The sequence below is a fragment of the Salinisphaera sp. T31B1 genome, assembly GCF_040361275.1.
In the GTDB taxonomy this organism is placed as follows: domain Bacteria; phylum Pseudomonadota; class Gammaproteobacteria; order Nevskiales; family Salinisphaeraceae; genus Salinisphaera.
Map to the genome: position 1 here is coordinate 165,985 of NZ_APNH01000002.1, position 12,483 is coordinate 178,467.

Sequence of the window (12,483 nt, forward strand, 5' to 3'; positions counted from 1 at the left end):
CGGCTGGTCCTCAACTCTTTCAATCCGTGATTCAACGATAACCAAGCTATGTCCAAGATCGATAAAATCCGTGGCTACCAAATCATCGATTCGCGCGGCAATCCCACGGTGGCCGCGCGTGTGACCCTCGAAACCGGCGCGGTCGGACTGGCGATGGTGCCCTCGGGCGCCTCCACAGGCAGCCTGGAAGCCGTGGAATTGCGCGACGGCGACGCGGACCGCTTCCTCGGCAAAGGGGTAAGTCGCGCGGTCGCCAGCGTCAACGGTGAGATCGCCAAAAAGCTGAAAGGCTTTGAAGCCGACGATCAGGCCGGGCTCGACAAGACACTGATCGAGCTCGACGGTACGGACAACAAAGCCCGACTGGGCGCGAACGCGCTGCTGGGCGTTTCGCTGGCGACCGCGCGTGCCGCGGCCGCGGATGCCGGCACGGGTCTGTACGATTTCCTGGGTCACGACGACGCCACCAATCTGCCCGTACCGATGATGAACGTCATCAACGGCGGGGCGCATGCCGACAACAACGTCGACATGCAGGAATTCATGATCGTGCCCGCTGGCCTGCCGAGCTTTGCAGAAGCCATGCGGTGTGGCGCCGAGATTTTCCAGCATCTGAAAAAGCTGCTCGGCGAGCGCGGACTGTCCACTGCGGTGGGCGACGAGGGTGGCTTTGCACCGAACCTACCCTCCAACGCAGCCGCGCTGGATACTCTGGTCGAGGCGATCGAGCGTGCCGGCTATCGTCCTGGTGAAGACGTCTGGCTGGGGCTCGATGCCGCCAGCACCGAGTTCCATGTCGACGGCGTCTACAAGCTCGACTCGGACAACGCCGAGTACGATGCGGCCGGTTTCGTGGACTATCTGGCCGACCTGGTCGATCGCTATCCGATCATCACCATCGAAGACGGCATGGCCGAAGACGATTGGGATGGCTGGGCGTTGTTGACCGAGCGTCTGGGAGATCGTATTCAGCTGGTGGGGGACGATCTGTTCGTGACCAATACGCGGATTCTGCAGAAAGGCATCGAGGAGGGCATCGCCAACTCGATCCTGATCAAGCCGAACCAGATCGGAACCTTGACCGAGACCCTGCGGGCGATCGACGTGGCTACCCGCGCCGAATACACCGCCGTGATCTCGCACCGCTCCGGCGAAACCGAAGACACCACGATCGCGGATCTGGCGGTAGCCACGGCAGCCAGCCAGATCAAGACCGGTTCGCTGTCGCGTTCGGATCGTATTGCCAAGTACAACCGTCTGTTGATGATCGAGGCCGAACTGGGCACGCGCGCCGTCTATCCCGGCAAAAACGCATTCAAGGTCGGCTTCTAGCATGGGCTTGCCGGTGGATCTGTCGCGCGCCGTCGGCCGCTTCACCGGCGGTTTGTCCGTGCCTACTGGACAGTCAGCGTGGTCGCGCTACAATCCGGGCATGTACCGCGCGGTCATCATCGTTCTGGTCGTCGCTCTCGCCGGGCTGCAGTATCGGCTGTGGATTGCCGACGGCGGCTGGTCAGAGATTCATCGTCTGACCCATATGAAACACGATCTCGCCGCGGCGAACGATCGGCACCGGCTGCGTAACGATGCGCTTCAGGCCGAAGTCGACGATCTCAAGGGCGGCGAGAGCGCAACCGAGGGGCGCGCTCGATCCGACATGGGCATGATCAAGCGCGACGAAGAGTTCTTTCTGACCGTCGCGCCCCCCGCCACGGCGTCTGCCCACCAGCAAGCTGCACGCTGAATGGCGCTGATCGAGGGCGACGTGGTCGACGTCGCCGCGCTGGCGCATGCCGCCGGTCATGTGCCAGCCACCACGGCCCGTTTACGCGTCGCGCCCGAGGATTTCCGGGTGGACGAGGATTGTCCGATCGCGTTGTCCGGTCAGGGCGAACATCTCTGGTGCCATATCGAAAAGACCGGCCTGACGACGCAAGACGCCGTTCAGGCGCTCTCGCGTGCCGCGGGCGTGCACCCTCGATATATCGGTTTCGCCGGCCTGAAGGATCGACGGGCGGTCACGCGCCAGTGGATCTCGCTGGCCTGGCCCGTCAATACACCGGCGCCGACGTTGTCCGGGCTGTGCGGGATCGATGTACTTGCGGTGGCCCGGCACGACCGCAAACTAAAGCGCGGCGCGCATCGAGGCAATCGGTTTGAGATTACGCTGCGCGAGGTAGCCGGCGATACCGATGCCCTCGAACACGCACTGGCCCGTATCGGACGCACAGGCGTGCCGAACTACTTCGGCGGCCAGCGTTTCGGCCGCGACGGGAGAAATATTGGGCTGTCGCGGGCTTTGTTCGCCGGCCGTCGCCTGTCGCGCAATCGGCGTGGTTTTGCCCTATCGGCTGCCCGTTCGCTGTTGTTCAACGCCGTGCTCGATGCGCGAGTACGCGATGCCAGCTGGGACCAGCTCATCGAAGGCGAAGCAGTCATGCTCGACGGTACGCACAGCGTGTTTTCGCTGGCTGGCACCGATCAGGCCGCGAATACACTGGACGAGCGACTGTCGCGCTTCGATATCCATCCGAGCGGTCCTTTGCCGGGCCGTGGCGGCGATGATGTGGTCTGCGCTCATGCGCTAAAGCTGGAGCACAGCGTGCTCGCCGAGCACGACGACCTCGTACAAGGGCTTCGGCAATGCGGGGTAGACGCGGCCCGTCGGGCGCTGAGGCTGCCGGTGCGCGAGCTGGCCTGGCGATGGGCCGATGCCTCGTCGCTGGTGGTTTCGTTCTGGCTTCCACCGGGGGCGTTTGCCACCAGCGTGCTGCGCGAGATCGTACAGACCGAGGAAACCGGCGATACAGCGACCGCGGAGTAGGGCGCTATCCCCGCCGCAACAAGACATAGACCGCACCGGTGCCGCCATCGTTTTCACGCGCTGAACAATAGGCAAGCACCTCGTCACGCTGGCGCAGCCATCCGGCGACCTTGATCTTCAGGACCGGCCCGCGGTGACCGGATCGCAGCCCCTTGCCATGCACGATGCGCACGCATCGGTAACCGCGGTCCAAGGCCTCGCGCAGGAACACGGCCAGACAATGGCGGGCTACATCGACCACCATGCCGTGCAAATCCAGCTCCGCCTGACAGCGATACTGACCCCGGCGCAGTTTACGCATGACCGACCACTGCACGCCCTCTCGCCGATGAAACAGATCGTCGCCGGTCTCGATATCGGGCGGTGGCGGCAAGTCGAGAAGTTCTCCGATGACCGCTCGCTCGTCGGCTTCACGCATGGCCGGCCGCGCCGATGGAAGGCGCCGCTCCGGCGCGCGCCGGGCAGGCGTGCGCAGATCCTGGACCTGGCCTACCGAGTCCCGAAACAGGGCGCGTTCCGAATCACTGACGCCGGCATCGTCCATGTCGGCGGGTTCGGCAGCACGCCGCGACGGCATTTTCGATGGGTCGGTCACCTCGACACTCCATCCAGCAAGAAACGGTCGACATGAGCTATGCTAGCGGGCTTGCCGCCCGCGTGCACACGGGCGGCGACATCGCCGAACCGATCCTTGGAACGCCGCGATTCGTTCGTCCGAGCCGACGAATGGACGTGGTCCGCTACGATATCTGCGCATGCGATTATTGCTGAGTAACGATGACGGCTGTCACGCGCCCGGTCTGACCGCGCTGCGCCAGGCGCTGGCCGAGGTGGCCGATGAACTGGTTACGGTCGCCCCGGACCGCAATCGCAGTGGTGCCAGCAACTCGCTCACCCTGGAGCGCCCGTTGCGCGTGCGTCAGGTCGAGGACCGGCTTTATTCGGTCGATGGAACGCCCACCGATTGCGTACACCTGGCGACCACCGGTCTGTTCGACGACGAGGCCGATATGGTCGTCTCCGGCATCAATCAAGGCGCCAATCTGGGCGATGACGTCTTGTATTCCGGCACGGTTGCAGCCGCCACCGAGGGCCGGTCGCTGGGCCTGCCGGCCGTGGCGATATCGCTGATCGGCGAGAATCCGCAGCATTACGATACGGCTGCGCGGGTGGCCGTATCCGTTGTCCGGCTGCTCATCGAGCATCCGCTGCCGGCGGATACCATTCTCAATGTGAACGTGCCCGATATGGCCTATGAAGCGCTGGATGGATTCGCCGCCACGCGTCTGGGCCATCGCCACCGGGCCGAGCGGCTGGTCGAGGACAGCGATCCGCGCGGTCGGCCGATCTACTGGATCGGCCGGGCCGGCGGGGAAGCGGACGCAGGGCCGGGCACGGATTTTCATGCCGTGGCCCGGGGTCAGGTATCGATTACCCCGATTCAGATCGATCTGACACGCCACAGCGCGATCGACGCGGTCGCGGACTGGGTACGCCGGTTTTGAAGACCGAGGAAAAACATCCGCACGTGCGCGGTTTCGGCATGACCTCGGCGCGCAGCCGGGCCCGCCTGATCGAGCGGCTGCGGGGGCTGGGTATTGCCGACGAGCGCGTGCTCGAAGCCATGGGACGCGTTCAGCGACACCAGTTCGTCGACGAAGCCATGACCAGCCGCGCCTACGACGACACCGCCTTGCCGATCGGCTACGGCCAGACGATCTCGCAGCCGTACATCGTTGCCCAGATGACCCAGCTCTTGCTGGTCGACGGCGTGCCAGCCAACGTGCTGGAAATCGGCACTGGCAGTGGCTATCAGGGAGCGGTCCTTGCCGAGCTGATCGCCAACGTCTATACCGTCGAGCGGGTCGAAGCGCTCTATGAGCGCGTACGGCGACGTTTCGCCGCGCTGGGCTATCGCAACATCCGGGCGCGGCTGGCACGCGAGGGCGTGCTCGGGTTGCCCGACTATGGTCCGTTCGAGGCGATCCTGGTGACTGCGGGCGCAGAGAGCCTGCCGACTTCGCTCTATGAGCAGATGGCCGATGGTGCACGCCTGATCGTGCCGGTGGGTGCCAGCGGCGACCAGCGGCTGATGGTGGTTCGGCGGGAAGGCTCGCATTTTCACCAGGACACGCTCGACCCGGTCAGCTTCGTGCCGCTGATCGAACAGCGCGGCCGAACCGACTGATGTTCCGCCGGCTCTACGAGGCGGTGGTGCGCGCCTCCGGTCATCCGCGGGCGCCCTGGGCACTGGCCGCGCTTGCGTTCGCCGAATCGTCGTTCTTTCCGATTCCGCCGGACGTGATGCTTGCGCCGATGGCGCTGGCCGAGCGGGCCAGGGCCTGGCGTTTCGCGGCCATCGCCACATTGGGGTCGGTGGCCGGCGGCATTCTCGGCTACTGGATCGGCGCGATCTTTCTGGAGTCGTTGCTGCCCTGGCTCAAGGAACTCGGCTATTACCACGGTTATGAAACCGCCCGTGACTGGTTCTCGCAGTACGGTTTCTGGGCCGTACTGCTTGCAGGCTTCTCGCCGATTCCCTATAAAGTTTTCACGATCGCCGCTGGCGCGGTGGCCATGCCGTTCGTGCCGTTCGTGCTGGCCTCCGCGGTGGGGCGGGGCGCACGGTTTTTTCTCGTGGCCGGACTGGTACGCTGGTTCGGGCCGGTTTTCGAGCAGCATCTGCTCAAGTACATCGATTGGATCGGATGGGCCACGGTTGCCTTAGTTGTTGTCGGAATCGCCGTTTACCGGTTCGTATGAAGCGGCTCGGGCTGATCCTGATTCTCATGGCCACGCTGGCGGGCTGCGCGGTCAATCGCACGCTCGCGCCGGACACCTACACCGTTCGACGTGGGGATACGCTCTCGGCGATCGCCGGCCGTTACGGACTGGACTGGCGTGATCTGGCGCGCTGGAACCGTATCCGCGCGCCGTACGTGATCGAAGTCGGCCAACGCCTGTCGCTCGAGCCTTACCCACCGCTTGATTATCGTCGCGGCGCACCCCAGCCGGTATCGACGCCGCGCGTGGTGCGCGCGCCGCAGGATAGCCGGGCCGAACAGGAGGCCGCGATCCAGGCTTCCACGCCGCAACTCACACGTACGATCGAACATGCCGGATCAGACGATCGTTCACCGCCTCCGCCGGTGGCGTCCTCGGCGCCGGCACCCGACGCCACGTCCGAAGGCGCGTCGGGCGACGCCGGAGATGTCGCCGAGGAATCCCAGATCACCGAGGCGAGCGAAAACGCGCCGGTGCCGCCTACCCGTACCGGCGGGCCCAGCAAGGATGGCTGGCAATGGCCGGCCAGCGGCTCGGTACTGCGCGAATATGCCGCCGGCCGTACCCGGCAGGGAATCGATATCGGCGGACGAGAGGGGTCACCGGTGTACGCAGCCTCCAGTGGCCGCGTGGTCTACAACGGAACCGGGCTCAAGGGCTACGGCAAGCTCGTGATCATCCAGCACGACGAACACTATCTGTCGGCGTATGGCTTCACACGCCGTACCCTCGTCGAGCAGGGACAGGACGTGGCCATGGGCACGCACATCGCCGACATGGGCCTGGGCCCGCAGAACAAGCCGATGCTGCATTTTGAAGTACGTCGTGACGGCAAGCCGATCAATCCCGCGAGCATCCTGCCGGATCACTAGCCGTCCCCGGCCGACATCGCCGGCCGACGTTATGCTTTGCACGGTCGACGCATCCGAAACCTGCACCGGCCGCCGACTCGGGCGTCGACCCACAGGCACAGGAATCCACAGCCGGTCGGTGCCGTGTATTCGGACCCGGGGCAGGTTGCCGCCACCGCGCGTAACACGCCTTTCCGCCGCTATGGCTGGCATGCCCGTATTCTGGCAAACTGCGGCGCTTTACCGTGTTTGTCATTCCCCAACCATCCGCCAGTGCGGCGCTGCAAGCTGAACGATCATGTCCAACCCGTCCTCCAAATCCGATTTCGTGCGAATCAATCGCTTGCCGCCGTATGTGTTCGGCATCGTCAACGATCTGAAGCAGGCGGCACGAGCGCGGGGCGAGGACATCATCGATTTCGGCATGGGCAATCCCGATCAGCCGACGCCGGATCATATCGTCGACAAGCTGGTCGAAGCCGCCAAGCGGCCCGATACGCATCGGTATTCGGTCTCCAAGGGCGTACCGAGACTGCGCAAGGCGATCTGTGACTGGTACAAGCGTCGTTTTGACGTCGACCTGGATCCGGCCACCGAGGCGATCGTGACCATGGGTTCGAAAGAGGGGCTGGCGCACCTGATGCTGGCCATTCTCGAACATGGCGATCAGGTTCTCGTGCCCAACCCGGCGTATCCGATCCATCCCTACGGGGCGGTGATCGCGGGCGCGGACGTACGTCATGTGCGCCTGATGCCCGATTCGGATTTCTTTGCCGAACTGGAACGGGCCATCAAGGAATCCTGGCCCCGGCCCAAGATGGTGCTGCTCAATTTTCCGGGCAACCCCACGACCGAGTGTGTCGAACTCGAGTTCTTCGAGCGGATTGTGGAAATGGCGCGGGAGTACGATCTCTGGATCGTTCAGGATCTGGCCTATGCCGATCTGTGTTTCGATGGCTATGAAGCACCGTCGATCCTGCAGGTCGAGGGGGCCAAGGATGTGGCGGTCGAGTGCTATACGCTGTCCAAGAGTTACAACATGCCGGGTTGGCGTGTCGGTTTCATGTGTGGCAACGAAACGCTCATTGCTGCCCTCGGCCGCATGAAATCGTATCTGGACTACGGCATGTTCACACCGGTTCAGGTCGCGGCAATCGCCGCACTCAACGGGCCGCAGGAGTGCGTGTCCGAGATCCGGGATATGTACCAGCGGCGGCGCGACGTGATCTGCGAAGGCCTGTGCGACATCGGCTGGCACGTGGACAAGCCCAAGGCGACGATGTTCGTCTGGGCGCCCATTCCGGAGCCCTACCAGCACCTGGGATCGCTGGAGTTCACCAAGCTGCTGCTCAGCGAAGCACATGTGGCGGTGTCGCCCGGGGTGGGCTTCGGCGAATACGGCGATGGCCATGTGCGTTTCGGCTTGATCGAAAACGAGCAGCGCACGCGCCAGGCCCTTCGAAACATCAAGCGCATGTTCAAGCGCGACGGCGTACTCGGCGCCTAATAGCCGAGTACGGCTTCACCAATTAGGAGAGCCACTGTGAAACCGGTCAGGGTAGGCATTCTCGGGCTCGGCACTGTGGGTGCTGGCGCGGTCAATCTGCTGAGCGACAACGGCTCGGAAATCACACGCCGTGCCGGTCGCGGCATTCGTGTGACCCGAGCCGCCGTACGCGACGTGGCCAAGGCTCGCGAGTGCCGGACCAGCGATATCGATATCGCCACCGATTGTCACGATATCGTCTCTGATCCGGATATCGATGTCGTCATCGAGCTGATCGGCGGCGATACCGAAGCCTTCGATCTGGTCATGGCGGCTATCGCCAACGGCAAGCACGTCGTCACGGCCAACAAACACCTGATCGCGCTGCGCGGCAACGAGATTTTCGCCGCAGCCGACGAAGCCGGCGTGGTGGTGTCGTTCGAGGCTGCCGTGGCCGGGGGCATCCCGATCATCAAGGCGATCCGGGAAAGTCTGGCAGCCAACCATATCGAATGGCTGGCCGGGATCATCAACGGCACCGGCAACTTCATTCTCAGCCAGATGATGTTCGAGAACGTCAGCTTTGCCGAGGCACTGGCCGATGCGCAGGCGCGTGGGTTTGCCGAAGCGGATCCCACCTTCGACGTCGAAGGCATAGATGCCGCTCACAAGCTGGCGATCCTCGGCAGCATCGCGTTCGGCATTCCGCTGTCGTTCGACAAGATCTTCACCCAGGGCATTCGCGAGATCGAAGCCGACGATATCGAGTACTGCGCGGAGCTCGGCTACCGGATCAAGCATCTGGGCATCGCTCGCCGTCAGGAAACCGGCGTGGAGATGCGGGTCCACCCGACGCTGGTCTCCGAGAAAGCGTTGCTCGCCAGCGTCGAGGGCGAGAAGAACGCGATTATGGTCCATGGCGATGCCGTCGGCCCGACGGTGTACTACGGCGCCGGCGCCGGCGCCGGGCCGACGGCCTCGGCGGTGGTGGCCGATCTGATCGACACCGTGCGCATGATGAGCGTCGATCCGAAAGGCCGTGTGCCGCATCTGGCGTTTCAGCCAGACCAGATCAGCGATGAGCCCATTCTGTCGAGCGATGATTTCGAGTGCGGACATTACTTCCGGGTACAGGTCGCCGACCAGATCGGCGTGATGGCTGAAATCACCCGCGCGCTGGCCGATCAGAAGATCGGTATCGAGGCGATTCTGCAGAAGGACCCGCCGACCGAAGATGATGACGCGCGTGTGATGATCGTGACCAAGCCAGCCCGTGAGCGCGATCTCAACAAGGTGCTCGACCATATCCGGTCGCTGCCCTACACCCGAGAGGGCATCGTGCACATGCGCGTGGCCCAGTTCGAAGACTGATGCGCTACATCAGCACGCGCGGCGCCTCGCCGGCGCTGAACTTCGAAGACGTGGTGCTGACCGGACTCGCTCCGGACGGCGGCCTCTATGTTCCCGAGACACTGCCGTATTTCGATCACGACGCGCTTGCGGCGATGGCAGGGCTGCCCTATACCGAGATCGCGTTCCGGGTGATGCGACCGTTCGTGGGCGGCGAGATCGACGACGCCACGTTTCGACGTCTCATCGACGAATCCTATGCGACGTTCAATCATGATGCAGTGACGCCGCTCAAACAGCTCGACAGCAATCACTTCCTGCTCGAGCTGTTTCATGGGCCCACCCTGGCGTTCAAGGACGTCGCACTGCAATTGCTCGGCCGAATTCTCGATCATCTGCTCAAACGCCGTGACGAAAAGGGCGTGATCATGGGCGCGACCTCGGGCGATACCGGCTCGGCTGCGATCGAAGGCTGTCGCGCGTGCGACAATCTGGATATCTTCATCCTGCACCCGAACGAGCGGGTGTCGGCCGTGCAGCGGCGTCAGATGACGACAGTGGTCGCCGACAACGTCCATAACATCGCCATCGAAGGCGACTTCGACGACGCCCAGGCCATGGTCAAGGCCAGCTTTGCCGACCAGTCGTTTCTAGCGGGCCAGCGTTTGATTGCGGTCAATTCGATCAACTGGGCGCGCATCATGGCCCAGATCGTCTACTACGTGGCCTCGGCGGTCGCTCTCGGCGCGCCGCATCGGTCGGTCAGCTTCACCGTACCTTCGGCGAATTTCGGCAACCTGTTCGCCGGGTACATGGCCCAGCGCATGGGCCTGCCCGTAGAGCAATTCGTGATTGCCACGAATGCGAACGATATTCTCCACCGTACGATCGCCGACAACGACTTCTCGCGCCGGGCTCTGAAGCCCACGCTCGCACCGTCGATGGATATCGTCGTATCTTCGAACTTCGAACGTTTGCTGTTCGAAGCCTACGATCGCGATGCAGGCGCAATCTCGCGGTTGCTCGATCAGTTCCGGCAAGGTCCGGCGACGATCGACCCAACCCGATTACAGGTGATGCGCCGACTGTTCGCAAGCTACAGCGTCGACGACGATGCCATTGTCGAGGTCATCCGCGAGGCGTTCGAACACACGGGCGAACTGCTCGACCCGCATACCGCGACCGGGTATCGGGCCGCTCTCATGGCGCGTGCGAATACGCTCACCCCGATGATCACGCTGGCTACCGCTCATCCAGCCAAGTTCGAAGACGCGGTGGTCCGCGCCGGTTTCCCGGGGGCGCCGCTGCCCGATGCCATGCATGATCTGATGACGCGCGAAGAGCGTTACGATGTGCTGCCCGCCGAACTGCCGGCGGTTCAGGCCTACGTCGCCGCCCATCGGCATTGATTCGGGCGGACTGCCGACGGCCGGGCCGCTGATGACCGAGCTGCCGGTGGGCGCGGGCCCACGACGCATCCTCGAACGAGCGCTGGGCGATACCCCGGAGCTGTTGGCGCTGGACTGTCCGTTGCTTCGCCGGATCTACGCGGGGCGGGGTGTCCGCCGCGCCGCCGAGCTGGATTACCGGCTCGCGGGCATGCCGCATTACCGCGATCTCAAAGGAGTCGCCGCCGCCGTCGAGCTGCTGAATACGGCCATGGACGACGGCCACCGGATTCTTGTGGTCGGCGATTTCGATGCCGACGGGGCAACGAGCACGGCACTCGTTTGCGACGCGCTGGCGGCCATGGGCGCGACGCACGTGGATTACCTCGTGCCCCATCGTGCCCGACACGGCTATGGTCTGTCGCGACGTCTGATGGCCGCTGTAGGCGTTGCCTCGCCGGGTGATCTGATCGTAACGGTAGACAACGGCATCGCCAGCGTCGACGGCGTGGCCGCGGCGCACGAAGCTGGATGGCGCGTGCTGGTCAGCGACCATCACCTGCCGGGCGAGCGGTTGCCCGATGCCGAAGCGATCGTCAATCCCAATCAGCCGGGCTGTCGGTTCGAGGGCAAGGCGCTCGCCGGTGTGGGCGTTGCGTTCTATCTGATGGCGGCGTTGCGTGCGCATCGGGCCGAACGACAGCCCCAGGCGAGTCTGGTGCGGCTCGACCGGTATCTGGACCTGGTCGCCGTCGGCACGGTCGCCGATGTGGTGCCACTGGATCACCTCAACCGCACGTTGGTCAGCCAGGGCTTGAGGCGTATCCGCGAAGGGCGCGCACGGCCGGGAATCGCTGCACTGATCGAAGTCGCGGGACGTGACGCGCGCCACCTCGATGCGGCGGATATCGGCTTCGCGATCGGCCCGCGGCTCAATGCGGCCGGGCGGCTCGAGGATATGGGCATCGGTATCGCCTGTTTGCGGACTCGCGATGCAGCGCAGGCTAGCGCGCTCGCCCAGGAGCTGGCTGCGCTGAACCGACAACGCCAGAGTGTGCAGCAAAGAATGCAAGCCGAAGCCGAGGCGGCGCTCGACCGCTTGGATGAACCGCCCTCGGCACGCGCCGGGCTGGTCGTCTGGCACGACGATTGGCATGAAGGCGTAGTGGGCCTGATTGCCTCCCGACTGCGGGAGCGCCACCACCGACCGGTCGTGGCCTTTGCGCCGGGAGAGCACGGCTACCTGAAGGGATCGGCCCGTTCGATCCCGGGCTTGCATATACGCGATGTGCTAGCGGCGGTGGACGCCGAGGCGCCCGGACTGATCGCGCAGTTCGGCGGCCACGCCCAGGCAGCGGGCCTGGTACTCGCGCCCGGGCACGTCGAGGCATTCGCGACGGCATTCGTGGCTGCGGCCGAACGCCGTCTCGACGCCGCGCTGCTCAGCCCCGATCTGATCACCGACGGTTCGCTGTCCGATGCCGATCTGACGCTGGAGACGGCCGAACGTCTGCGTTCAGCCGGGCCCTGGGGCGCCGGCTTCGACGAGCCGCTGTTCCACGGCGTGTTCCGGATCCTGGCGCAACGCGTGGTCGGTGGCCGGCATCTGAAACTCACGGTGGCCCACGCCGAGGGAGCCTGCCCGATCGAGGCGATGCGCTTCGGCAGCGACGATTGTCTCGACGCCACCGTTGCGCATCGGCTGGTCTACCGGTTGGCGGTCAACCGTTTTCGCGGCCAGGCCAGTGCGAACCTGATCGTTGTGGATCACCGTCCGGCCGCACCCGACTGACGGCCTGG

At 64.4% G+C, this 12,483-nt stretch carries 12 protein-coding genes; 11 read left to right on the forward strand and 1 reads right to left on the reverse strand.

Translation table 11 applies throughout. The features are described 5' to 3' along the window. The first annotated feature begins 48 nt into the window (after positions 1-48). Genes eno through truD form a run of 3 tightly spaced genes read left to right on the forward strand, consistent with a single transcriptional unit; the run spans position 49 to position 2,824 of the window. Positions 49-1,332 (forward strand): phosphopyruvate hydratase, encoded by a 1,284-nt coding sequence (gene eno, locus T31B1_RS07690; protein WP_353248910.1) that lies wholly within the window; start codon positions 49-51, stop codon positions 1,330-1,332. Between the two features lies 1 nt (position 1,333). Continuing rightward, positions 1,334-1,744 (forward strand): septum formation initiator family protein, encoded by a 411-nt coding sequence (locus tag T31B1_RS07695; RefSeq protein WP_353248911.1) that lies wholly within the window; start codon positions 1,334-1,336, stop codon positions 1,742-1,744. Continuing rightward, entirely contained in the window at positions 1,745-2,824 is a 1,080-nt protein-coding gene (gene truD, locus T31B1_RS07700) for a tRNA pseudouridine(13) synthase TruD (protein ID WP_353248912.1), read from the forward strand. It abuts the gene before it with no gap. Positions 2,825-2,828: 4 nt separating this feature from the next. On the opposite strand, the gene T31B1_RS07705 is transcribed toward truD, so the two are convergent. Next, entirely contained in the window at positions 2,829-3,419 is a 591-nt protein-coding gene (locus tag T31B1_RS07705; RefSeq protein WP_353248913.1) for a Smr/MutS family protein, read from the reverse strand. 160 nt (positions 3,420-3,579) lie between these two features. Between T31B1_RS07705 and surE the strand changes: the two genes are divergently transcribed. The 8 genes from surE (at position 3,580) to recJ (ending at position 12,475) form a co-directional block, all read left to right on the forward strand. Continuing rightward, a complete protein-coding gene (gene surE, locus T31B1_RS07710) occupies positions 3,580-4,329 on the forward strand; it encodes a 5'/3'-nucleotidase SurE (RefSeq protein ID WP_353248914.1) in 750 nt (249 codons plus the stop codon). A 38-nt stretch (positions 4,330-4,367) separates the two neighbouring features. Then, positions 4,368-5,012, forward strand: coding sequence for a protein-L-isoaspartate(D-aspartate) O-methyltransferase (locus T31B1_RS07715; protein WP_353249595.1), 645 nt, complete (start codon positions 4,368-4,370; stop codon positions 5,010-5,012). After that, on the forward strand, positions 5,012-5,587 hold the full coding sequence (locus T31B1_RS07720) for a YqaA family protein (protein WP_353248915.1): 576 nt from the start codon (positions 5,012-5,014) through the stop codon (positions 5,585-5,587). The genes T31B1_RS07715 and T31B1_RS07720 overlap by 1 nt, the downstream gene beginning before the upstream one ends. Continuing rightward, entirely contained in the window at positions 5,584-6,480 is an 897-nt protein-coding gene (locus T31B1_RS07725; protein WP_353248916.1) for a peptidoglycan DD-metalloendopeptidase family protein, read from the forward strand. Before T31B1_RS07720 ends, T31B1_RS07725 begins: the two co-directional genes overlap by 4 nt. A 277-nt stretch (positions 6,481-6,757) precedes the next feature. Next, a complete protein-coding gene (gene alaC / locus T31B1_RS07730) occupies positions 6,758-7,966 on the forward strand; it encodes an alanine transaminase (RefSeq protein ID WP_353248917.1) in 1,209 nt (402 codons plus the stop codon). 36 nt (positions 7,967-8,002) lie between these two features. Beyond that, the gene (locus T31B1_RS07735; RefSeq protein WP_353248918.1) at positions 8,003-9,316 is read left to right on the forward strand and encodes a homoserine dehydrogenase; all 1,314 of its coding nucleotides are present in this window, start codon (positions 8,003-8,005) and stop codon (positions 9,314-9,316) included. Continuing rightward, positions 9,316-10,704 (forward strand): threonine synthase, encoded by a 1,389-nt coding sequence (gene thrC, locus T31B1_RS07740; RefSeq protein WP_353248919.1) that lies wholly within the window; start codon positions 9,316-9,318, stop codon positions 10,702-10,704. Before T31B1_RS07735 ends, thrC begins: the two co-directional genes overlap by 1 nt. A gap of 31 nt (positions 10,705-10,735) precedes the next feature. Next, on the forward strand, positions 10,736-12,475 hold the full coding sequence (gene recJ / locus T31B1_RS07745; protein ID WP_353248920.1) for a single-stranded-DNA-specific exonuclease RecJ: 1,740 nt from the start codon (positions 10,736-10,738) through the stop codon (positions 12,473-12,475). Positions 12,476-12,483 lie beyond the last annotated feature (8 nt).

What these genes read in the sequence shown, in the direction of transcription:
- surE (WP_353248914.1), top strand. Translation starts at nt 3,580, where the DNA reads ATGCGATTATTGCTGAGTAACGATGACGGCTGTCACGCGCCCGGTCTG.
- alaC (WP_353248917.1), top strand. Translation starts at nt 6,758, where the DNA reads ATGTCCAACCCGTCCTCCAAATCCGATTTCGTGCGAATCAATCGCTTG.
- eno (WP_353248910.1), top strand. Translation starts at nt 49, where the DNA reads ATGTCCAAGATCGATAAAATCCGTGGCTACCAAATCATCGATTCGCGC.
- T31B1_RS07695 (WP_353248911.1), top strand. Translation starts at nt 1,334, where the DNA reads ATGGGCTTGCCGGTGGATCTGTCGCGCGCCGTCGGCCGCTTCACCGGC.
- T31B1_RS07720 (WP_353248915.1), top strand. Translation starts at nt 5,012, where the DNA reads ATGTTCCGCCGGCTCTACGAGGCGGTGGTGCGCGCCTCCGGTCATCCG.
- thrC (WP_353248919.1), top strand. Translation starts at nt 9,316, where the DNA reads ATGCGCTACATCAGCACGCGCGGCGCCTCGCCGGCGCTGAACTTCGAA.
- truD (WP_353248912.1), top strand. Translation starts at nt 1,745, where the DNA reads ATGGCGCTGATCGAGGGCGACGTGGTCGACGTCGCCGCGCTGGCGCAT.
- recJ (WP_353248920.1), top strand. Translation starts at nt 10,736, where the DNA reads ATGACCGAGCTGCCGGTGGGCGCGGGCCCACGACGCATCCTCGAACGA.
- T31B1_RS07725 (WP_353248916.1), top strand. Translation starts at nt 5,584, where the DNA reads ATGAAGCGGCTCGGGCTGATCCTGATTCTCATGGCCACGCTGGCGGGC.
- T31B1_RS07715 (WP_353249595.1), top strand. Translation starts at nt 4,368, where the DNA reads ATGACCTCGGCGCGCAGCCGGGCCCGCCTGATCGAGCGGCTGCGGGGG.